This is a genomic window from Streptomyces sp. NPDC048370 (assembly GCF_043200825.1).
Classification (GTDB): Bacteria; Actinomycetota; Actinomycetes; order Streptomycetales; family Streptomycetaceae; genus Streptomyces.
Genome location: NZ_JBICYI010000003.1, coordinates 318,295 through 339,738, shown reverse-complemented (window position 1 = coordinate 339,738; position 21,444 = coordinate 318,295). Strand labels below are relative to the sequence as shown.

21 protein-coding genes are annotated in these 21,444 nt (G+C 72.7%); 8 read left to right on the top strand and 13 right to left on the bottom strand.

Going from position 1 to position 21,444, the window contains the following annotated elements; all coding sequences use genetic code 11:
- Positions 1–85: 85 nt before the first annotated feature.
- From ACGFYP_RS08885 to pdhA, 7 genes are all read right to left on the bottom strand, one after another.
- Complete coding sequence (locus ACGFYP_RS08885; protein WP_393488134.1) at positions 86–1,075, bottom strand: NAD(P)H-quinone oxidoreductase; 990 nt, start codon at positions 1,073–1,075, stop codon at positions 86–88.
- Between the two features lie 10 nt (positions 1,076–1,085).
- The gene (locus ACGFYP_RS08880) at positions 1,086–2,144 is read right to left on the bottom strand and encodes a potassium channel family protein (RefSeq protein ID WP_393489139.1); all 1,059 of its coding nucleotides are present in this window, start codon (positions 2,142–2,144) and stop codon (positions 1,086–1,088) included.
- A 4-nt stretch (positions 2,145–2,148) separates the two neighbouring features.
- Entirely contained in the window at positions 2,149–3,552 is a 1,404-nt protein-coding gene (locus ACGFYP_RS08875; RefSeq protein ID WP_393488132.1) for a molybdopterin molybdotransferase MoeA, read from the bottom strand.
- A complete protein-coding gene (locus tag ACGFYP_RS08870; protein ID WP_393488129.1) occupies positions 3,549–4,490 on the bottom strand; it encodes an NTP transferase domain-containing protein in 942 nt (313 codons plus the stop codon). The genes ACGFYP_RS08875 and ACGFYP_RS08870 overlap by 4 nt, the downstream gene beginning before the upstream one ends.
- Before the next feature lie 276 nt (positions 4,491–4,766).
- A complete protein-coding gene (locus ACGFYP_RS08865) occupies positions 4,767–6,170 on the bottom strand; it encodes a dihydrolipoamide acetyltransferase family protein (RefSeq protein ID WP_393488127.1) in 1,404 nt (467 codons plus the stop codon).
- Entirely contained in the window at positions 6,170–7,198 is a 1,029-nt protein-coding gene (locus tag ACGFYP_RS08860) for an alpha-ketoacid dehydrogenase subunit beta (RefSeq protein WP_361960057.1), read from the bottom strand. The genes ACGFYP_RS08865 and ACGFYP_RS08860 overlap by 1 nt, the downstream gene beginning before the upstream one ends.
- Positions 7,198–8,358 (bottom strand): pyruvate dehydrogenase (acetyl-transferring) E1 component subunit alpha, encoded by a 1,161-nt coding sequence (gene pdhA, locus ACGFYP_RS08855; protein ID WP_393489136.1) that lies wholly within the window; start codon positions 8,356–8,358, stop codon positions 7,198–7,200. The genes ACGFYP_RS08860 and pdhA overlap by 1 nt, the downstream gene beginning before the upstream one ends.
- Positions 8,359–8,550: 192 nt before the next feature.
- On the opposite strand from pdhA, the gene ACGFYP_RS08850 reads away from it, so the two are divergent.
- Complete coding sequence (locus ACGFYP_RS08850) at positions 8,551–9,060, top strand: Lrp/AsnC family transcriptional regulator (protein WP_361670691.1); 510 nt, start codon at positions 8,551–8,553, stop codon at positions 9,058–9,060.
- 78 nt (positions 9,061–9,138) lie between these two features.
- On the opposite strand, the gene ACGFYP_RS08845 is transcribed toward ACGFYP_RS08850, so the two are convergent.
- Both ACGFYP_RS08845 and ACGFYP_RS08840 read right to left on the bottom strand, forming a co-directional pair.
- Positions 9,139–9,732, bottom strand: a complete 594-nt coding sequence (locus ACGFYP_RS08845) for a TetR/AcrR family transcriptional regulator (protein ID WP_361960063.1) — start codon at positions 9,730–9,732, stop codon at positions 9,139–9,141.
- Positions 9,729–11,351, bottom strand: a complete 1,623-nt coding sequence (locus ACGFYP_RS08840) for a 3-hydroxyacyl-CoA dehydrogenase (protein WP_393488124.1) — start codon at positions 11,349–11,351, stop codon at positions 9,729–9,731. The genes ACGFYP_RS08845 and ACGFYP_RS08840 overlap by 4 nt, the downstream gene beginning before the upstream one ends.
- Before the next feature lie 189 nt (positions 11,352–11,540).
- On the opposite strand from ACGFYP_RS08840, the gene paaN reads away from it, so the two are divergent.
- On the top strand, positions 11,541–13,235 hold the full coding sequence (gene paaN, locus ACGFYP_RS08835; RefSeq protein WP_393488122.1) for a phenylacetic acid degradation protein PaaN: 1,695 nt from the start codon (positions 11,541–11,543) through the stop codon (positions 13,233–13,235).
- 105 nt (positions 13,236–13,340) lie between these two features.
- On the opposite strand, the gene ACGFYP_RS08830 is transcribed toward paaN, so the two are convergent.
- From ACGFYP_RS08830 to ACGFYP_RS08820, 3 genes are read right to left on the bottom strand one after another with little or no spacing between them, the layout of a single operon-like run.
- The gene (locus tag ACGFYP_RS08830; RefSeq protein ID WP_393488120.1) at positions 13,341–14,003 is read right to left on the bottom strand and encodes a TrmH family RNA methyltransferase; all 663 of its coding nucleotides are present in this window, start codon (positions 14,001–14,003) and stop codon (positions 13,341–13,343) included.
- On the bottom strand, positions 14,000–15,274 hold the full coding sequence (locus ACGFYP_RS08825) for an HTTM domain-containing protein (protein WP_393488117.1): 1,275 nt from the start codon (positions 15,272–15,274) through the stop codon (positions 14,000–14,002). The genes ACGFYP_RS08830 and ACGFYP_RS08825 overlap by 4 nt, the downstream gene beginning before the upstream one ends.
- Positions 15,271–16,011, bottom strand: a complete 741-nt coding sequence (locus ACGFYP_RS08820; protein ID WP_393488115.1) for a DUF5819 family protein — start codon at positions 16,009–16,011, stop codon at positions 15,271–15,273. Before ACGFYP_RS08820 ends, ACGFYP_RS08825 begins: the two co-directional genes overlap by 4 nt.
- 114 nt (positions 16,012–16,125) lie before the next feature.
- Here ACGFYP_RS08820 and paaA point away from each other — a divergent pair, with 114 nt between their 5' ends.
- The 6 genes from paaA to ACGFYP_RS08790 all read left to right on the top strand — a co-directional run bounded on the left by paaA (position 16,126) and on the right by ACGFYP_RS08790 (position 21,034).
- The gene (gene paaA, locus ACGFYP_RS08815; RefSeq protein WP_361960081.1) at positions 16,126–17,163 is read left to right on the top strand and encodes a 1,2-phenylacetyl-CoA epoxidase subunit PaaA; all 1,038 of its coding nucleotides are present in this window, start codon (positions 16,126–16,128) and stop codon (positions 17,161–17,163) included.
- Positions 17,160–17,447, top strand: a complete 288-nt coding sequence (gene paaB, locus ACGFYP_RS08810) for a 1,2-phenylacetyl-CoA epoxidase subunit PaaB (RefSeq protein WP_019887914.1) — start codon at positions 17,160–17,162, stop codon at positions 17,445–17,447. The genes paaA and paaB overlap by 4 nt, the downstream gene beginning before the upstream one ends.
- Entirely contained in the window at positions 17,444–18,175 is a 732-nt protein-coding gene (gene paaC, locus ACGFYP_RS08805; RefSeq protein ID WP_361960084.1) for a 1,2-phenylacetyl-CoA epoxidase subunit PaaC, read from the top strand. The genes paaB and paaC overlap by 4 nt, the downstream gene beginning before the upstream one ends.
- Positions 18,169–18,729 (top strand): 1,2-phenylacetyl-CoA epoxidase subunit PaaD, encoded by a 561-nt coding sequence (gene paaD / locus ACGFYP_RS08800; RefSeq protein WP_393488111.1) that lies wholly within the window; start codon positions 18,169–18,171, stop codon positions 18,727–18,729. The genes paaC and paaD overlap by 7 nt, the downstream gene beginning before the upstream one ends.
- Positions 18,730–19,818, top strand: coding sequence for a 2Fe-2S iron-sulfur cluster-binding protein (locus ACGFYP_RS08795; protein ID WP_393488109.1), 1,089 nt, complete (start codon positions 18,730–18,732; stop codon positions 19,816–19,818). It begins immediately after the preceding gene.
- An 82-nt stretch (positions 19,819–19,900) separates the two neighbouring features.
- Positions 19,901–21,034 carry an acyl-CoA dehydrogenase family protein gene (locus ACGFYP_RS08790; protein ID WP_393489132.1) on the top strand — a complete coding sequence of 378 codons (1,134 nt, stop codon included), beginning with the start codon at positions 19,901–19,903 and terminating at the stop codon, positions 21,032–21,034.
- 35 nt (positions 21,035–21,069) lie between these two features.
- On the opposite strand, the gene ACGFYP_RS08785 is transcribed toward ACGFYP_RS08790, so the two are convergent.
- Positions 21,070–21,414: a rhodanese-like domain-containing protein gene (locus tag ACGFYP_RS08785; protein WP_393488107.1), complete on the bottom strand. Its 345-nt coding sequence runs from the start codon at positions 21,412–21,414 to the stop codon at positions 21,070–21,072.
- Positions 21,415–21,444: the final 30 nt, after the last annotated feature.

Genomic DNA, 21,444 nt, shown 5'->3' with positions numbered 1-21,444 from the left:
CGGACGTGTGTCTTCAGCCGAGCTTGGGCCCGCGGCCTCAGGAAGGCTTGGGCGCCTGTCGTCAGGCCGGCTTGGGTGCCTGTCGTCAGGCCGGCTTGGGGGCCAGGAGGAGGACCTTGCCGACGTGGGAGCCGGATTCCAGGGCGCGGTGCGCCTCGGCGGCGTCCCGCATCTCCACCGTACGGTCGACCACCGCACGTACCGTGCCGGAGTCGATCAGCGGCCAGACGTGCTCGCGCACCGCGGCGACGATGGCCGCCTTCTCGTGCAGCGGGCGGCCGCGCAGCGTGGTCGCCGTGATCGCGGCCCGCTTGGAGAGCAGCGCGGCGAGGTTCAACTCGCCCTTCACACCGCCCTGCAGACCGATCACGGCCAGCCGGCCGTTGACCGCGAGCGCGTTCACATTGCGCTCCAGGTACTTCGCTCCCACGATGTCGAGGATCACGTCCGCACCGGCGCCGTCCGTGGCCTTGCGGAGCTCCTCGACGAAGTCCTGCTCGCGGTAGTCGATCAGGATGTCCGCGCCCAGCTCGGCGCAGCGCGCGAGCTTCTCCGGGCCGCCCGCGGTGACCGCCACCCTCGCGCCGACCGCCTTGGCGAGCTGGATCGCCATCGTGCCGATGCCGCTCGCACCGCCGTGCACCAACAGCGTCTCGCCGGGCCGCAGATGGGCGATCATGAAGACGTTGGACCAGACCGTGCAGGTGACCTCGGGCAGCGCCGCGGCCGTCACGAGGTCCAGGCTCTGCGGTACCGGCAGCAGCTGGCCGACGGGGACGACGACCTTCTCCGCGTACCCGCCTCCCACCAGCAGCGCGCACACCTCCTGGCCGACCGACCAGCCCGAGACCCCCGGGCCCAGCGCGGCGATCCGGCCCGAACATTCGAGGCCGGGGTACGGAGATGTGCCCGGCGGCGGGTCGTAGAAGCCCTGGCGCTGGAGCAGATCGGCACGGTTGACGGCGCTCGCCACCACCTCGACGAGGACCTCGCCCTCGGCGGGCACGGGATCGGGCACCTCGGCCCAGACGAGGGCCTCGGGGCCGCCGGGTTCCGGAATCGTGATCGCATGCATGGCGGCGAGGCTACTCGGGCGGCGTCGACAGTGGCGTGACGGGCGCCGCGCGCACGATGGTGATCACACGGTCCGTCAACTGCAGCGGGCTGGCGGCCGGATCGTCGTAACCGAGCAGCCGGTGCCCGCGCAACACGCTGACCACGAGGTCCTCGGTCTCCCGTACGTTCTTGCCCACCTCGGACTTTATGACCGGCCGCTCCACCAGATCGAGGCCCGAGCCCTGCTGGATCAGGTCCTCCATCACCGTGCCGGCGCTGGGGCTGAGCACAGAGAGGCCGAGCAGCCGACCGGCGGCGCTGGCACTGGTGATCACGGCGTCCGCGCCGGACTGGCGCAGCAGCGGCGCGTTCTCCTCCTCCCGTACGGCGGCGACGATCTTCGCGCCCCTGTTGAGCTGCCGGGCGGTGAGCGCCACCAGGACGGCGGTGTCGTCGCGTTGGGTGGCGATGACGATCTGACGTGCCTTCTGCACCTCGGCGCGGATCAGCACATCGCTGCGGGTCGCGTCGCCGACCACGCCGACGAATCCGTCCGCGTTCGCCGTCTCGATCACCTTGGTGGACGGGTCGACGATGACGATCTGGTCCTTGCGCAGTCCGGTCGCGCAGAGGGTCTGGATCGCGGAACGGCCCTTGGTGCCGAAGCCGACGACGACGGTGTGCTCACGCAAGGTGGACCTCCAGCGGTTCAGCCGCCACTCCTCCCGGGTCCGCTCCGTGAGGACCTCGAGAGTGGTGCCGACCAGGATGATCAGAAACAGCACGCGCAGCGGCGTGACCAGCAGGATGTTGACCAGCCGCGCCGTATCGCTGTACGGGACGATGTCGCCGTACCCGGTGGTGGAGAGCGTGACCGTCGCGTAGTAGGCGCAGTCGAGGAAGTCGAGCGTCCCGTTGGCGTTGTCGTGATAGCCGTCGCGATCGATGTAGACGATGACCGTCGTGAGGGCGAGCACACCCAGGGCCATCAGCAGGCGCCTGGCGACCTGCCGTATGGGCTTCTCGACGACACGGCGGGGCATCCGGATCCGGCTGGGGGACACCTTCTCGTCCGCGTGGCGGGCCATGACGTCACGGCTGGGAAGTTTCACGTGAAACACCCTCCTTTCGCACTTCCGCCTCTCCCTGACCCGACGCGGCGAGGGAGGAACCCGGCGAGGGGAGGGGGCCGAAGGCGGACAGGGAACCCGCCCAGGGGAGGTCGAGGATCTCCAGGGCGTCACCGGGCCGCGCCCCACCGGGCGGGACGACGGCCATGCCGTCCGCCGCCGCGATCCCCCGGAGCATCGCGGGCCCGTGGAAGCGCAGGGGAACGACCTGATCGTCGCGGTGGACGACCGGGACGAGCCGCGTGTCGTGGGGATGGCCCTGCACCTCGTCCGCCATGGGGACCCGGTACGGCGGCGCCGGCGGCGTCCCCGCGAGGGCGCGGAGCAGCGGCTCGGCCAGGGTGAGCAGGCCCGAGACCGCGGCGAGGGGGTTGCCCGGCAGCCCGACGAGATGGCGGTCGGCGTCGAGGCGCGCGAGCAGCATCGGGTGGCCGGGGCGGACCTTCACCCCGTCGACGAGCAGGGTCGCTCCCGCCTTGGCGAGCACGGGGTGGACGTGGTCGACGGGGCCCGAGGCCGTGCCGCCGGTGGTGATCACCAGATCGGCGGGGGAGCCGGTGACGGCCGCGAGGAGGGCGTCGGCGTCGTCGCCGATCCGTCGGGTGGCGAGCACCTCGGCGCCCAGCGCGTTCAGCCAGGGACCGAGCATGGGGCCGAGGGCGTCCCGGATCAGCCCGTCGTGGGGGAGTCCGGCGGTCAGCAGCTCGTCGCCGAGGACGAGGACCTCCACGCGGGGCCGGGCCCGGGTCGGCAGCTCGTCGTACCCGGCGGCGGCCGCGAGGCCGAGGACGGCGGGGGTCACCTGGGTCCCGGCGGGCAGCAGCCGGTCACCGACGCGGCATTCCTGGCCTCGGGGGCGGATGTCCTGGCCGGGCACGACCTCGCGCAGCGCGTGCAGATGGCCGCTCGCGTCGGTGCGGGCGTGCTCACTGCGGATGACCGCCGTGGTCTCGGGCGGTACGCGGGCGCCGGTGGCGATCCGTACGGCGGTGCCGTCCTCCAGCGGGGCGGCGGGGGCGTGGCCGGCAAGGACGGCGCCTTGCGCGCGGATCTCCCAGGGGCCGGGCCCTGCGACCGCCCAGCCGTCCATGGCCGAGGTGTCGAAGGACGGCAGATCGGTGAGCGCGCGGAGCGGCTCGGCGAGCACCTGGCCCAGGGCCTGGTCGAGGGGCGTACGGAGGGGTGGGTGCGTGGCGCCCACGGTGGCCCCGGCGCGGGCTGCGACGGCCCGCGCGGCGGGCCAGACGGTGGCGCGGTGGGGTTCGTCGGGGGCGTGGGCGGGCCGGGGCTCCGCGCCGCGCTGCGGGGCGACGAGGGCGAGGACCTCATCGACGCCGTCGTCGTCGCCTTCGTCGTGAGGCGTCATCCGGTCGCGTCCCGCGGCGCATCGGCGTTCCGTGGCGCATCGGTGTTGCGCTCCGCTTGGGTGTTGCGCTCCGCGACGGCGTCCCGCTCCGCTTCGGCGGCCCAGCGGTTGGCGAGGGCGGCGGCCTTACGGGACGCCTCCGCGACGGCCTCGGGGCCGCCGGAGGCGCCCTCGGCGGCTGCCTTCGCCGCCGCGTACCCGACCAGGAAGGTGGTCAGAGGCGCGGCGGGGCGCGCGACGCCGTGGGCGGCGTCCCGGGCCAGATCGAGCAGCACGCCGGTGTCGACGTCGATCTCGATGCCCAGCTCGTCCTTGACTGCGGTGATCCATTCGTCCAGCACGGTCCCATGCTCCCTGATCCGGGCCCGGGCCGCGGCGATGTCCTCCCAGGTGTCGCAGTCGAAGGAGGCGAGGGGGCCTGCGGTGACCCGGACGACCCGCAGTCCCTGGGTGAGCAGACGCAGCGGGAGCCCGGAGAGGGTGCCGTGCGCGGTGGTGAGGTGAGCCAGCTCACGGCGGAGGGCCTGGGTGCGGTAGGCGGCGACGAGCGGCTGGTCGCGGCCGTCGGCGTCGACCAGGAGGGCCGCGTCGGCGTCGGGCGCGGCGGCCAGGGCGTCCAGAAGCCGGCGGCCGGTCCCCTCGTCGAGGAACGGCAGGTCGGCGGAGAGGACGAGCACGTCCTCGGCCGCGACCTCGCGCACCCCGGCGTCGAGCGCGGCCAGGGGTCCCCCGCCGGGCGGCTCCTCCCTGGCCCACACCACGGGCCTCACGGTCGCCCGCCGCCCTCCGACGACCACGGTGCGCCCGGCGCCCCGGCATCCGGCGAGCACACGGTCGAGCAGGGCACGCCCTCCGACCCGCACCCCGGGCTTGTCCACCCCACCCAGCCGCTTGGCGGCCCCGCCGGCGAGCACGACGGCGTCATACAAGGTCGTCACCCCAGCAGTATGAGCCGCACCCGCCCCAAGAGCCCCCAGCCGTCTCAGGGAAGGAGACGGGGGACGGCGGCGGCGCCGGGCCGCCGGGGACGGCGGGGGCCGTCAGGGCGCGGCGCTACCGGCGCGTGCCAGCCTGGGGGACGCGGGGCCCGGCGCTACCGGCGCGTGCCAGCCTGGGGGACGCGGGGGCCCGGCCCTGAGGGACGCGCGTGCCGGGCCCGGGGGCATCGGTGGGCGCGCCCCGTCAGGCCCGGCGGCCCCAGAGACCCCCGCGGGTCAGAGCGTGCGAAGCAACACCGCGGGGTGTTCGACGCAGTCCGCGACGTAGCGGAGGAAACCGCCCGCCGTGCCTCCGTCGCAGACCCGGTGGTCGAAGGTCAGCGACAGCTGGACGACCTGGCGGACCGCCAGTTCGCCGTTGTGGACCCACGGCTTGGGGATGATCCGGCCCACCCCGAGCATCGCCGCCTCCGGGTGGTTGATGATCGGCGTGGAGCCGTCGACCCCGAACACCCCGTAGTTGTTCAGCGTGAACGTCCCGCCGGTCAGGTCCGCCGGCGTCAGCGTCCCCTTCCGCGCCGACTCCGTCAGCCGCGCGAACTCCTCCGTCAGCGACTCCGCCGTCCGCGTGCCCGCGTCCCGGACGACCGGAACGACCAGACCGCGCTCGGTCTGCGCCGCGAACCCGAGGTGCACGGACGGCAGCCGGACGATCTCCCGCGCCGCCATGTCCACCGTGGAGTTGAGCTCCGGGTGGCGGGCGAGCGCGTGGGTGCAGATGCGGGCGAGGAGCGCGAGGAGCGAGATCTTCTGGCCCCCGGCCGCGTTCATCGCGGCGCGCGCCGCCATCAGTTCGGTCGCGTCGGCGTCCACCCAGCAGGTCGCGTCCGGGATCTCCGTACGGCTGCGGGAGAGCTTGTCGGCGACGGCCCCACGGACACCGCGCAGCGGCACCCGCTCACCGACGGCCACGCCGGTGCCCGCGGCCACGGCCGGAGCCGGACGCGTGGCGGCCGTTCCGACGGCGGCCGTCTCGGCGGCGGCCAGGGCGGACTCCACGTCGGCCCGCAGGATCAGGCCGTCCGGGCCCGACCCCCGTACCTCCCGCAGATCGAGCCCCTTGTCCCGGGCCAGCTTCCGCACGAGCGGCGAGATCACCGGCAGGGGCCCCTCGGGGGCGGCCGGGGCCGCGGTCGGCACGGAAGCCTGGACCGAAGCCGGCACCGAAGCCGGCACCGGGGCCGGAGCGGCGGCCGGAGCCGCCGGGCTCTCGCGCCGCACCCGGCGACGCCTGGCCGCAGGTCCCGCCGTGCCGTACCCGACGAGCACGTTGCCGGAGTACTCCGAGGACTCGGCCGAGGCCGCGTCCGCCGCCGAAGCGCCGCCCGCGACCGTCGCGGACGCCGGCGCCGGCGCCGACTCCGACCCCGCCGTCCCGCCGACCGCGACCGTCAGCAGCGGTGCCCCGACCGGCAGTTCGGTGCCCTCCTCGCCGAAGCGGGCGGTCACCACACCCCCGTACGGGCACGGCACCTCCACCATGGCCTTGGCGGTCTCGACCTCCACGACCGGCTGGTCGATGGCGACGACGTCGCCGACGTCGACCAGCCAGCGCACGATCTCCGCCTCGGTCAGCCCCTCGCCGAGGTCGGGCAGCTTGAACTCAAGGACCTGGGCCATCAGTTCCCCGCCTCCCACTGCAGGCGCGCCACCGCGTCGAGGATCCGGTCCACGCCCGGCAGGTGGTGCCGCTCCAGCATCGGCGGCGGGTACGGGATGTCGAACCCGGCGACCCGCAGGACCGGCGCCTCCAGGTGGTGGAAGCAGCGCTCGCTCACGCGCGCCGCGATCTCCCCGCCCGGCCCGCCGAACCCGGGCGACTCGTGGACGACGACCGCGCGCCCGGTGCGCCGCACCGACGCGCAGACCGTCTCCTCGTCGAACGGCACCAGCGAGCGCAGATCGACGACTTCCAGATCCCAGCCCTCGGCCTGCGCGGCCTCGGCCGCCTCCAGGCAGACCGGCACGGACGGCCCGTACGTGATCAGCGTGGCGCTGCGGCCGGCGCGCCGGACCACGGCCTTGCCGATCGGCTCCACCGGCGTCGGCGCCTCGGGGCGCCAGTCGGACTTCGACCAGTAGAGCCGCTTGGGCTCCAGGAAGACGACGGGGTCGTCGGAGGCGATCGCCGCCCGCAGCAGCCCGTACGCGTCCTCGACGGTGGCCGGGGTGACGACGTGGAGACCCGGCGTCGCCATGTAGTACGCCTCGGAGGAGTCGCTGTGGTGCTCGACACCGCCGATCCCTCCGCCGTACGGCACACGGATCACCAGCGGCATCGGCATCGCGCCCCGCGTGCGGTTCCGCATCCGGGAGACGTGGCTGATCAGCTGCTCGAACGCCGGGTAGGCGAAGGCGTCGAACTGCATCTCGACGACCGGTCGCAGCCCGTACATCGCCATGCCGACGGCCGTGCCGAGGATGCCGGCCTCGGCCAGCGGGGTGTCCGTGCAGCGGTCCTCGCCGAACTCCTTGGCGAGCCCGTCGGTGACGCGGAAGACGCCGCCGAGCGTGCCGACGTCCTCGCCCATGACGTGGACGGTCGGGTCCTCGGCCATCGCGTCGCGCATGGCCCGCTGGAGCGCCTGCGCCATGGTGGCGGGCTTGGCCGCGGCCTTCTTCTCGGCCGTCTTCTGCGCGGTGGTCATCACGCCTCGCTCTCGGCGTCGAGCTCGGCCCGCAGCTGCGCCGCCTGCTCGCGCAGTTGTGCCGTCTGCTCGGCGTAGACGTGCGCGAACAGATCCATCGGGTCCAGGACCGGCTCGGCGTTCATCCGCTCGCGCAGCGCCGCCGCCATCGTCTCGGCCGCCTCGGCCGCCGCGCGCCTGCCGTCCTCGTCGAGCAGTCCGCGCTCCGTCAGCTCCCGCTCCAGGATCAGGATCGGGTCGTGCGCCCGCCAGGCCTCGACCTCGCTGTCCCCGCGGTAGCGGGTCGCGTCGTCGGCGTTGGTGTGGGCGTCGATCCGGTACGTGACGGCCTCGACCAGCGTCGGTCCGCCGCCTCGCCGCGCGCGTGCCACGGCTTCGGTCAGCACCTGGTGGACGGCGACGGCGTCGTTGCCGTCGACGAGCCGGCCCGGCATGCCGTACCCGACGGCCTTGTGGGCCAGCGAGGGGGCCGCGGTCTGCTTGGCGAGGGGTACGGAGATCGCGAAGCCGTTGTTCTGCACGAGGAAGACCACCGGGGCCTGCCAGACGGCCGCGAAGTTCAGCGCCTCGTGGAAGTCGCCCTCGCTGGTGCCGCCGTCGCCGACCATGGCGAGGGCGACCACGTCGTCGCCCTTGAGCCGGGCCGCGTGGGCCAGGCCGACCGCGTGCGGGAGCTGGGTGGCGAGCGGCGTGGACAGCGGCGCGACGCGGTGCTCCCGCGGGTCGTACCCGGTGTGCCAGTCACCGCGCAGCAGTGTCAGCGCCTGCACGGGGTCCAGGCCGCGGGCGACGGCCGCGAGGGTGTCGCGGTACGACGGGAAGAGCCAGTCCCGCTCCTCCAGGCACAGTGCGGCCGCGACCTCGGCGGCCTCCTGCCCGGTGGTCGACGGGTAGACGGCCAGGCGGCCCTGCTTGGTGAGCGCCGTGGCCTGTGTGTTGTACCGACGGCCGCGCACCAGCTCCGCGTAGAGCCGCCGCAGCAGCTCGGGGTCGGTCTGGGCGACCGCGTCCGTGCCGAGGACCCGGAAGGGCTCGGCGTCGGGCAGCAGCGGGGCGGGGTCGGTGCGTGGCTTCCACGCCGGCGGCGGGGTGGGCCGGTAGGCGGTCGCGGCACCGGGCGGCTCTTGGACTGTCGAACTGCGCTGTTGCAACGAGTCCACCTCCTCGTGGGAGCGGGCATAAGACCCGAAGGCGGGCGGCGCGAATGTGGTGCGCCTCACCTACCGATTGTTCGGTCGTGGAGGCATTTTGGCTACAGGCACCCTCAGCCTGTGGACAATCGGTTCTCCACAGCCTGGGATGGAGTCATGTCGTCCATGGATGAGAGGCGGGGGGACATGCAGGATGAACAAATGGCCGACGGCTGGGAGCAAGCCTTGGCCCAGAGCCCGGCGGGAGTGCCGCAGGGCCCGCCTGCGCGCCCGCTCGACGCGATCGACCGGGACATCCTGCGCATCCTGCAGACGGACGGTCGCGCGTCGATACGCTCCGTGGCCGAACGGGTCCATGTGTCCCGGGCCAACGCCTACGCGCGGATCAACCGGCTGATCGACGACGGCGTGATCCGCGGCTTCAGCGCCCGGGTCAACCACGAGCGCGCGGGCCACGGCGCCTCGGCGTACATCACGCTCAAGATCGTCCAGAACTCCTGGCGCACCGTGCGCGAGCAGCTCCAGGCGCTGCCGGGCGCCGCGCACATCGCGCTGGTCAGCGGAGACTTCGACGTCCTCCTGCTGGTGCACACGCCGGACAACCGGACGCTGCGCGAGCTGGTCCTGACCAAGCTCCAGTCCATCCCGGAGGTGCTCTCCACCCGCACGCTGCTGGTCTTCGAGGAGACGGACCTCGACCCGGACCACTGAGGGTCCGGGGTCGGGGGTCCGGATTCCCGGGCCAAGGCCAAGGGGCACCGCCAACGCCCACGGCCCCCGCCAAGGGCCTCAGCGGGCCGTCCGCAGCCCGTCGAAGGCGAGGTGGACGACGGTGTCGGCGAGCTGCTCCGGCTCGGCGTGGGCGCCCGGCAGGGGCCGGTACCACTCCACCAGCGAGTTGATCATGCCGAAGAGCAGCCGGGTGGCGAGCTTGATGTCCACGTCGGCCCGCAGATCCCCGTCGGCCACGGCCGCCTTCAGCAGGTCGGCCACCCTGTGGTCGAACTCCCTGCGCCGTTCCATGGCCCAGCGCTCGGTGTCCGTGTTCCCCCGGACCCGCAGCAGCAGCGTCACGTACGGCAGCTCGGCCACCAGCACCTCGACGGTGCGCCGGGTGACGTACTCGACCCGCTCGATGGCCCGCCCGCGCCCGGCGCCCGGCTCGTCGAGGATCCCGAAGAGCCCGTCGAGCGCGCGGCTGACGGCCCTGCGCAGCAGCTCCTCCTTGCCCGCGACATGGTGGTAGATCGAGGACTTGGAGATCCCCGCGGCCTTCGAGAGGTGCTCCATGGAGGTGCCGTCGTAGCCGCGCTCGTTGAAGACGCCCACGGCGACGGAGAGCAGCGTCTCGGGGGTGTACGTGTCACGCTTCGCGGTCGTCATGCCGAGCCCTCCTCACCGACGGCGTCCCGGTCGCGCCGGTCGGCAGCGGCCTGGTCGGCGGCGACGCGGCGGCGCAGGGCCTGCGAGGGGGCGTAGCGGCCCGTCGGGTACTCCTCGTGGAGGTTGGAGAGCGTCTCCAGGACCCAGCCCGCGCCGAGCTCCTCGGCCCAGGCGAGGGGCCCGCGCGGGTAGTTCACGCCGAGCCGCATCGCGGTGTCGATGTCGTCGGCGTCCGCCACCGCGCGCGTGGCGGCGTCGTACGCGAAGTCGGCGAGCATCGCGACCGTACGGGCGACGATCATGCCGGGGATGTCCCGGATGACGCTGACCTTCTTGCCGGCGGCCTGGAAGAGGCCGATGGCCTCCCGGAGGGAGGCGTCCTCCACGGTCGCCGCCGGCGCGAGCACGATCCGCTCGCAGGTGGCGAAGTCCAGCGCCAGGTCGATGTGGATCACCGGCATCTCGGCGTCGTCGGCGGCGGTCCCGTCGGCGAGGAAGAGCCGGGTCCCGCTGGGCAGCTCGATCCAGCCCGGGTAGCCGGGCACGGCGTCCTCGGCGCGCTCGACGGCGATCCCGGACTTCTCGAAGAGCCCCACCAGCGCCCGCGCCTGGTACAGGTCCCCCTGGACCGTGACCGAGGCCGGCGCCTCGGCGGGCGGCGCGGTGTGCGGCTCGGGGGCCGGCGCGCCGTCCCCGTACGGGAACCATCCGTGCCCCGACTTGCGGCCGAGCCGCGCAGACTCGACCAGGCGGCGCTGGGCGAGCGAGGGGGTGAACCTGGGGTCCTGGAAGAAGGAGTCCCAGACGGACCGGGTGACGGCCTCGTTGACGTCCTGGCCGATGAGGTCGGTCAGCTCGAACGGGCCCATCCGGAAGCCGCCGCTCTCGCGCAGGGCCGCGTCGATGGTGGCGGGGTCGGCCGCGCCCTCCTCGTACACCCGAAACGCCTCCGCGTAGAAGGGGCGGGCGATCCGGTTGACGATGAAACCGGGGGTGTCGGCGCAGCGGACCGGCGTCTTGCCCCAGCTCTTGGCGGTCTCGTACGCGCGCGTGGCGGCCGATGCGTCGGTGGCGAAGCCGCTGACGACCTCGACGAGCGGCAGCAGCGGCGCCGGGTTGAAGAAGTGCAGTCCGACGAACCGGCCCGGCAGTCGCAGCCCTCCCGCGATCGCGGTGACGGAGAGGGAGGAGGTGTTGGTGGCGAGGAGGGTGTCGTCGCCGACGATCTTCTCCAGGCCGGCGAACAGCTGCTGCTTGACCGGGAGATGCTCGACGATCGCCTCGACGACCAGCGCGGCGTCGGCCAGCTCGGTGAGCTCGGCCGCGGCGTGCAGCCGGGCCACGGCGGCGTCGCGTCCGGCCGCGTCGAGGCGTCCCTTCTCCACCAGCCGGTCCAGGCGGGCGGCGAGGGCGGCCACGGCCTCCTCGGCCCGCCCGGGGGCGCTGTCGTAGAGCCGTACGGGATGCCCTGCGACCAGGGCGACCTGCGCGATTCCCTGGCCCATCGTTCCCGTGCCGACGACGGCGACGGTACGGCTCCGGTCGAGGGCTTCGGCACCGGAATCCGGGGCCGTGGCCGGGGCGGCGTCCGGCGCGGAGTCGCTCACATTGGCGGTCATACGACTGATCCTCCCCGATGGGTTGTCCACAGCTTCGACAGACCCCCTTGTCCCGACCGATCGTTCGGTTACTCTAACTCTGTCCGCTCGTCCCTGCCCACCCGTCTTCCACGACCACCCGTCGTGGAGGCTCCGCGCAGGCGTCACACGCGCCGAACCGATCTAGCTCGACGAGGAGTTGGTCCCGCAATGGCCGCCGCTCAGCTGACCACCGACGCTCTGGCCGAGAAGCACCGGTCCACACTCGACCAGGCACTCGACACCATCCGCACGCGCGCCTACTGGTCGCCGCACCCCGAGCACCCCAAGGCCTACGGCGAGAACGGCTCGCTGGACGCCGCCGCCGGCCTGGAGGCGTACAAGGCCCTGCTGAACACCCGCTTCGAGCTGGACCAGCCCGGCACGGACGGCTGGACCGGCGACGAGACCTCGCCGTACGGCCCGGCGCTCGGCATCGAGTACCCGCACGCCGACATCGACGTGCTGCTGCCCGCGATGCGCGCCGGCATGGCCGCCTGGCGCGAGGCCGGCGCCGAGGTCCGCGCCCTGGTCTCCCTGGAGATCATCGCCCGGATCTCCGCCCGCACCCACGAGTTCGCCCACGCCGTCATGCACACCAGCGGCCAGGCCTTCATGATGGCGTTCCAGGCCGGCGGCCCGCACGCCCAGGACCGCGGCCTGGAGGCCGTGGCGTACGCGTACGCGGAGCAGACCCGCACCCCCGGCGCCGCCGACTGGTCCAAGCCGCAGGGCAAGCGTGACCCGCTGGAGCTGACCAAGGCGTTCACCCCTGTCGCGCGCGGCATCGCGCTCGTCATCGGCTGCAACACCTTCCCCACCTGGAACGGATATTCGGGCCTCTTCGCCTCCCTGGCCACCGGCAACCCCGTCCTGGTCAAGCCGCACCCCCGCGCCGTCCTCCCGCTGGCTCTGACCGTCCGCGTCGCCCGCGAGGTCCTCGCCGAGGCCGGCTTCGACCCGAACCTGGTCGCGCTGGCCGTCGAGCGGCCCGGCGAGGGCATCGCCAAGACCCTGGCGGTCCGCCCCGAGATCCGGATCATCGACTACACCGGCTCCACCGCCTTCGGCGACTGGCTGGAGGCCAACGCCCGCCAGGCCCAGGTCTACACGGAGAAGGCCGGCGTCAACACGGTCGTCGTCGACTCCACCGACGACTACAAGGGAATGCTCTCCAACCTGGCGTTCTCCCTGTCCCTGTACAGCGGCCAGATGTGCACCACCCCGCAGAACCTGCTGATCCCCCGCGACGGCATCACCACCGACGCGGGCCCCAAGTCGTACGACGAGGTCGTCGCCGACCTCGCGGCGTCCGTCGGCGGCCTCCTCGGCGACGACGCCCGGGCCAACGCCCTGCTCGGCGCCCTGGTCAACCCGGATGTGAAGGCGCGCCTGGAGGCCGCCGCGGGCCTCGGGGAGGTGGCGCTCGCCTCCCGCGAGGTGGCGAACCCGGACTTCCCGGACGCCGTCGTCCGTACGCCGGTCATCGTCAAGCTGGACGGCTCGAAGCCGGACCCGGAGGCGGCCTACTTCTCCGAGTGCTTCGGCCCGGTCTCCTTCGCCGTCTCCGTCGACTCGACGGCCGACGCGCTGGAGCTGCTGCGGCGCACGGTCCGCGAGAAGGGTGCGATGACGGTCGGGGCGTACACGACGTCGCCCGAGACCGAGCGCGCGATCGAGGAGGTCTGCCTCGAGGAGTCGGCCCAGCTCTCGCTGAACCTGACGGGCGGGGTGTACGTCAACCAGACGGCGGCGTTCTCCGACTTCCACGGTTCCGGCGGAAACCCGGCGGCGAACGCGGCCCTGTGCGACGGAGCGTTCGTCGCCAACCGCTTCCGTGTGGTGGAGGTCCGCCGCCAGGCGTGACCCATGGCGCTCGCGGGGGCCTCCGGGCCTCCGCGAGCCGGGCCTCCGCGAGCCGGGCCTTCGCGAGCCGGGCCTTCGCGAGACCGCGCCCGGTCAGCTGCCCGGTCAGGCGCCCGGGGTGATCTCGGCGTACCGCTGTACCCAGGCGTGCATCGCGATCGCGGCGGCGGCGCCCGCGTTGATCGAACGGGTCGAGCCGAACTGGGCGATCGAGCAGACCATCTCCGCGTGGTTCCGGGCCTCCTCGGTGAGGCCCGGGCCCTCCTGGCCGAAGAGCAGCACACAGCGGCGTGGCAGGACGGTCCGCTCCAGCGGCACGGCGCCCGGCAGATTGTCGATGCCGATGATCGGCACGCCCTCGGCCGCCGCCCACGCCGTCAGCGACTCGGTGTCCGGGTGGTGGCGTACGTGCTGGTAGCGGTCGGTGACCATCGCCCCACGCCGGTTCCAGCGCCGCCTGCCGACGATGTGGATCTCCTTCGCCAGGAAGGCGTTGGCGGTCCGCACCACCGACCCGATGTTGAAGTCGTGGCCCCAGTTCTCGACCGCGACATGGAAATCGTGCCGCCGGGTGTCCAGGTCGGCGACGATCGCCTCCCGCGTCCAGTACCGGTACCGGTCGACGACGTTGCGCCGATCCCCGCCGGCCAGCAGCTCGGGGTCGTAGCGCTCGCCGTCCGGCCAGGGCAGCGGATGCGGCCCCACACCGACCTCGGGGGCGTACCCCTCGTCGTACTGGATCGGCTCGGACTGTTCAGCGGTGCTCACCCCACGAGGGTACGGGGGGCCGCCTCCTCACCCGTACGGCGCTGGTCGGGCACCGTTCCGCGCGGCCGGGACAGCAGCCGGTCCTTGCCGCGCCCCACCCGCACGCCCAGCCACACCAGGAACGCCGTCGGCAGGAACACCGCGTCCGCGGAGATCATCGCCAGCGAGAAGAGGGGGAGCCCGAGGAGCACGGCGATGCCGGCGTGCTCCAGCATCATCGCGACCAGCAGGACGTTCTTGACCTTGCGGTTGAACAGCGCGAACGGGAAGGCGACCTGGATCAGCACGGTGCCGTAGGTCAGCACCATCACCATCACTCCGCTGGAGCCCAGCAGATCGGACAGGACGGGCCAGGGCGCGAAGTAGTCCAGCTGGAGCGGGTAGTAGAGCGCGGTCCCGTCCTGCCAGCGCGAGCCCTGGATCTTGTACCAGCCGGCCGTCGCGTAGATCAGACAGACCTCGGCCATGATCACGACGAGCGCGGCGTTGTGCGTGAGGTTGGCGAGGACATCGAGGAGGGTGCGCGGCTCGCCCGGCGCGTAGCGGCACACCAGCCACCACAGCGCCTGCCCGAGCCACAGCACCCACAGCAGCACCAGCAGCCAGGCCGAGCCGTTGGTGTCGGAGTAGTACGTGGCGGCGAGCAGCAGGCCGCCGAGCACCGTCCACAGCAGGGGCCCGACGATGTCCCGCCGGGGCGCCCCTGCCCCCTCGGCCGCGCGCTCCGCCTCGCGCGCGGCCCGGCGGGCGTCCAGGGACCAGACCTGACCGCAGCGGGTCAGGACGAGGTAGATCGCGGCGAGGTGGATGACGTTGTCCCCGCCGTCGCCCACGAAGACGGAGCGATTCTGCATGGACAGCACACCGACCATGAAGACCACCGACATGGCACGGGTGCGCCAGCCGAGCAGCAGCAGTAGGGCGGAGAGTAGGGCGAGCACGTAGACGGTCTCGAACCAGAAGGCGCTGTCCGACCACATCAGCACCGTGAACGCGTCGTTCTGGGCGATCAGCTGGCGGGCCAGCCCCCACGCCCAGGAGCCGTCGGGGCCGTAGAGCTCATGCCGGTGGGGCAGCTCGCGCAGCAGGAAGAGCAGCCAGGTGAGCGAGAAGCCGATGCGGACGATCGCGGTCTGGTACGGCCCGAGGGCCGAGGCCGTGACCCGCTGGACGCCCCGCGCGAGCCGCCGGTCGAACGGCTCGCGGGGCGCGGAGACGGCGTTCTCGGCGTTCGGGGGTGTGGATGTCGGGGGTGTGGATGATCGATTCACCGGCCCGCCTCCGTGCGGTCGTCCCTGGCCGCTCCCGGCAGATCGGCGGCGCTCACCTTCCACCACGGCAGCACCCGGCGGACGGGGTCCGTGTCCGTCTTCTCGGTGCTCCACGGCGGGGCGGGAACGGCGCGCGTGACGGAGCGGAGCTGGATCCGTTCCACCGTGCCGTCGAGGTTCTCCCTGTCGAGGCGGAGCATGACGATCCGGCGGATGTAGCTCTCGGAGAGCCGGCCGCGCAGACCGTTGGGCCGATGGTCGTCGGTGTGGGTGTTCGAGTAGAAGTCCCACGCCCGGCGGAGCGCGTTCTGTTCGGCGTGGCTGGGCACGAGGCTGCCGCGGATCGCCTCGGCGTCCTGCGCGGTCAGATCGATCCAGCCGGTGGTGCGCTCGGCGCCGCTCGCGCCGACGATCTCGGCCCTGACCTGGACGTAGACGTTCTGCTGGAGCGGGTTGGGGGCGAAGAGCTTCCAGTTCTGTTCGAACTCGGGGTAGATCCACTCGTCGACCGCTTCACCGTGCTGCTTGGTCAGCGTGTTCGACGGCGCGACGTGCAGGAACACCATCGCGAGGTGGACACAGGTGAAGACCGCGACTCCGGCGAGTGCGACCGCCGCGACGACCTGGTACGGAAGGGAGAGGGAGGCGATCCCGACGCCCTGGCCGCGACCGTCCTGTGGCGCCGGTCCCGGCGGTGGCTGCTCTTCGTGTGCGTCCTCGTCGACGTGCGCTTCCATCCCGCCCCGATCCCCGATCCGTCCACCCTCGGTCATCCACAGGGTTGACACCATACGGGCCGCCGACCGACCATTGAAGTCATTCAACCGAACGATCGGTCGGTAGGGGGTCCGATGACCGCAGGGACGGCAGCGACCGCAGTGACCGCGGACGCACAGAAGGCACGGACGGCAGCGCAGGGCGCGCCGGACACGGCCACGGCTGCGGCCGAGGCAGCGGCGCAGGCGGCCTACGAGGCGGTGTTCGACGCCGCCGTCGCCGCCGACGAGCGCATCGAGCCCCGAGACTGGATGCCGGACGCCTACCGGGCCTCCCTCGTCCGCCAGATGGCCCAACACGCGCACTCCGAGATCATCGGCATGCAGCCGGAGGCCAACTGGATCACCCGCGCGCCCTCGCTGCGCCGCAAGGCGATCCTCATGGCCAAGGTCCAGGACGAGGCCGGCCACGGTCTGTACCTGTACAGCGCGGCGGAGACCCTCGGCACCAGCCGCGACGAGCTCCTCGACAAGCTCCACGCCGGCCGCCAGAAGTACTCCTCGATCTTCAACTACCCCACGCTGACCTGGGCCGACGTCGGTGCCATCGGCTGGCTCGTCGACGGCGCCGCCATCACCAACCAGGTCCCGCTCTGCCGCTGCTCCTACGGCCCGTACGCCCGCGCGATGGTCCGTATCTGCAAGGAGGAGTCCTTCCACCAGCGGCAGGGGTACGAAGCCCTCCTCGCCCTCTCCCAGGGCACCGAGGCCCAGCACGCCATGGCGCAGGACGCGGTGAACCGCTGGTGGTGGCCCTCGCTGATGATGTTCGGCCCGCCGGACGACGCATCGGCGCACTCCGCCCAGTCCATGGCCTGGAAGATCAAGCGGCACTCCAACGACGAGCTGCGCCAGCGGTTCGTGGACATCGCCGTCCCCCAGGCCGAGGCCCTCGGACTCACCCTCCCCGACCCGGACCTGCGGTGGAACGAGGAGCGGGGGCACTACGACTTCGGCCCCATCGACTGGGCCGAGTTCCAGGACGTCCTCAAGGGCAACGGCCCCTGCAACGAGCAGCGGCTCGACCGGCGCCGCCGGGCCCACGAGGACGGAGCCTGGGTCAGAGAAGCAGCCGCGGCATACGCCGACAAGCACGGGAAGGCACGGGCATGACCACCGACGGATGGCCTCTGTGGGAGGTGTTCGTGCGCTCGCGCCGCGGACTGTCCCACACCCACGCCGGCAGCCTGCACGCGCCGGACGCCGAGATGGCGCTGCGCAACGCCCGCGACCTGTACACCCGCCGCAACGAAGGCGTCTCGATCTGGGTGGTGCCCTCCACCGCGATCACCGCCTCCTCGCCCGACGAGAAGGACCCGTTCTTCGAACCGTCGGCGGACAAGCCCTACCGCCACCCGACCTTCTACGAGATCCCCGAGGGGGTGAAGCACCTGTGAGCGGGACCACCGACACCGCCGCGATCGCCGAAGCCGCCCTGGCGCTCGGCGACGACGCCCTCGTGCTCTCCCACCGCCTGGGGGAGTGGGCGGGCGACGCACCCGTCCTGGAGGAAGAGGTCGCCCTCGCCAACATCGCGCTCGACCTCCTCGGCCAGGCACGCGTCCTGCTCTCCCTCGTCGGGGACGAGGACGAACTCGCCTACCTCCGCGAGGAACGCGCCTTCCGCAACACCCAGCTCGTCGAACAGCCCAACGGCGACTTCGCCCACACCATCGCCCGCCAGCTCTACTTCTCCACCTACCAGCGGCTCCTCTACGGACAGCTGGCGGCCGGGGACGGCCCCCTGAGCGGGCTCGCGGCGAAGGCCGTCAAGGAAGTCGCGTACCACCAGGACCACGCCGAGCACTGGACCCTCCGCCTCGGCGACGGCACCCCCGAGAGCCACGACCGCATGCAGCGCGCCTGCGACGCCCTCTGGCGCTACACCGGCGAGCTGTTCCAGCCCGTCACCGGCCTCGACGTGGACCACGAGACCCTGCGGGCCGCCTGGCTCGACTCCGTCACCACCGTCCTCGACAAGGCCACCCTCACCCTCCCGAGCGGCCCCCACACCGGCGGCTGGCGCGCGGGAGCCGGCCGACAGGGCCTGCACACCGAGCCCTTCGGACGGATGCTCGCCGAGATGCAGCATCTGCACCGCAGCCACCCGGGGGCGACATGGTGACCACCACGCCCGATCTGACCGGCACGACCGATCTGACCGGGACGACCAGGACGACTCGCCAGGAGACGACCGCCCTGGAGCGGGAGCTGAGCCGGATCGCCGGCGCCGTCCCCGACCCCGAGCTGCCCGTCCTCACCCTCGGCGAACTCGGCGTCCTGCGCGGTGTCCAGATCCTCGGCCCCGGCCGCGTCGAGGTCGAACTGACCCCGACATACACCGGCTGCCCCGCCATCGAGGCGATGTCCTCCGACATCGAGCACGCCCTGCACGAACACGGCATCCCCGACGTCTCCGTCGTCACCGTCCTCGCACCCGCCTGGTCCACCGACGACATCAGCGACGAAGGACGGCGCAAGCTCGCCGAGTTCGGCATCGCCCCGCCCCGCCCCCAGGGCCCGGCCGGCGGCCCCGTCGCCCTCACCCTGGCGATCCGCTGCCCGCACTGCGGCTCCACCGAGACCGAGCTGCTCAGCCGCTTCTCCTCCACCGCGTGCAAGGCACTGCGCCGCTGCACGGCCTGCCGCGAACCGTTCGACCACTTCAAGGAGTTGTAGATGGTGTCCTCAGGCTCCGGACGGGCCGGGTTCCACCCGCTCCGGGTGAGCGAGGTCGAGCAGCTCACCGACGACTCGGTCGCCGTCACCTTCGCCGTCCCGGCCGAGCTGCGCGACGCCTACCGCCACACCCCCGGCCAGCACCTCGCCCTGCGCCGCACCGCACAGGACGGCGAGGAGATCCGCCGGACGTACTCGATCTGCGCCCCCGCCGCCCCCGCCGGCGAGGACCCCGTCCTGCGCGTCGGCATCCGACTCGTCGACGGCGGAGAGTTCTCCACCTACGCCCTGAAGGAACTGGCCGTCGGCGACACCGTCGACGTCATGGAGCCCATGGGCCGCTTCACCCTCACGCCCCGCCCCGGCCACTTCGCCGCCGTCGTCGGCGGAAGCGGCATCACCCCGGTCCTGTCGATGGCGGCCACACTCCTCGCCCAGCAACCGGACGCCCGGTTCTGCCTCGTCCGCAGCGACCGCACCGCCTCCTCCACGATGTTCCTGGACGAGGTCGCCGACCTCAAGGACCGCTTCCCCGACCGCTTCCAGCTCGTCACCGCCCTCTCCCGCGAAGAGCAGCAGGCAGGCCTCCCGTCCGGACGCCTCGACCAGGAGCGACTGACCGGCCTGCTCCCCGCCCTGCTGCCCGTCGACGACATCGACGGCTGGTTCCTGTGCGGCCCCTTCGGCCTCGTCACCGCCGCCGAACGCACCCTGCGCGGACTCGGCGTCGACCGCTCCCGGATCCACCAGGAGATCTTCCACGTCGACGACGGCTCGGCACCCGCCCCGGCCCCCACCTCCACCGCGCCCGTCCACGCCACACTGACGGCCACCCTGCACGGCCGCTCCGGCAACTGGCCCGTCCAGGAAGGCGAGACGCTCCTCGAAACGGTGCTCCGCGCCCGCGCCGACGCCCCGTACGCCTGCAAGGGCGGCGTGTGCGGCACCTGCCGCGCCTTCCTCGTCGGCGGCGAGGTGCGCATGGACCGGAACTTCGCGCTGGAACCGGAAGAGACCGACGCCGGATACGTCCTGGCCTGCCAGTCCCACCCGGCCACCTCCGAAGTGGAGCTGGACTTCGACCGCTGACCGTCCCCCCGCACCCATTCCCTTCCCCTAGAACCTGTTCTATCTTGACGATCCGTCAGACAGGCAACGGGAGGGCATGGCCGTGGACTTCACCTTCACCGAGGAACAGCAGGCGGCCGTCGAGGCGGCCAAGGCGGTCTTCTCCGGCGTCACCCCCGACTCCGTACCGAGCCCCGCGCTCACCCCCGGAGCCGTCGCCGACGACTTCGACCGCCCCCTCTGGGCCCGCCTCGCCGGCGCCGACCTGCTCAGCCTCGTCCTCGCACCCGAACACGGCGGCGCGGGACTCGACACCATCGCCCTCTGCCTCGTCCTGCGCGAATCGGCCCGCGTCCTCGCCCGCGTCCCCCTCCTGGAGACCAGCGCGGTCGCCATGGCCGTCGAACGCTACGCCGACCCGCGCACCGCGGCCGAACTCCTCCCCCGCGTCGCCCGCGGCGAACTCGTCCTCACCGCCGCCTCCAACGGGCACACCGGCCACGACCCCGCCGAACTCGCCGTCACCGCCCGCCGCGACGGCACCGACTGGATCCTCGACGGCCTCCAGAGTGCCGTCCCCTGGGCCCACGGAGCGGACAGGATCGCCGTCCCCGCCCACACCACCGAAGGACAGACCGTCCTCGCCCTGGTCCCCCGCACCCAGCCCGGCCTCACCCTGGCCGCACAGTTCTCCACCAGCGGAGAACTCCTCGCCGAACTACACCTGGACTCCGTACGCCTCGACACCGCCGACCTCATCGACACCACCGGCGCCTGGGACTGGCTCCGCGGCGTCCTCGCCACCGGCACCTGCGCGCTCGCCCTCGGCCTCGGCGAGAACGTCCTCGCCATGACGAGCCAATACACCGGCAAGCGCGAACAGTTCGGCCACCCCGTGGCCACCTTCCAGGCCGTCGCCGTCCAAGCCGCCGACCGCTACATCGACCTGCGCGCCATGGAAGTCACCCTCTGGCAGGCCGCCTGGCGCATCAGCACCGGAGCAGGCGGCCCCCTGCCACCCGCCGCCGACATCGCGGTCGCCAAGATCTGGGCCTCGGAAGGCGTACGCCGCGTGGTGCAGACCGCCCAGCACCTCCACGGTGGCTTCGGCGCCGACACCGACTACCCGCTGCACCGCTACCACGCCTGGGCCAAACAGCTCGAACTCGCCCTCGGCCCCGCCGCCGCACACGAAGAGGCCCTCGGCGACCTGCTGGCCGCCCACCCCCTCGGCTGATCAGACCCAGGACCACGCCCCGGACCGGAACCGAATCAGGCCACGAACCCCGGGGCGCCGGCCTCCGTCACCACCGGCCGACCGGACTCGTCCCAGGCGATCATGCCGCCGTCGACGTTCACCGCGTCGATCCCCTGCTGCACCAGGTACTGCGTGACCTGAGCCGACCGGCCACCCACCCGGCACATCACATACGCCCGACGCCCGTCGGCCACGGCCTCGGTCACCTCACCGAAGCGCGCCACGAAGTCGCTCATCGGCACGTGCAGCGCACCCTCGGCATGACCGGCCGCCCACTCGTCGTCCTCACGGACGTCCAGCACCAGGGCATCGGCCGGCACGGAAGCCGCGTCCACCGAGGGGAGCGGGGCGAAGTTCATGGGACAGGCCTTCTCTCGTACGAACGGCTC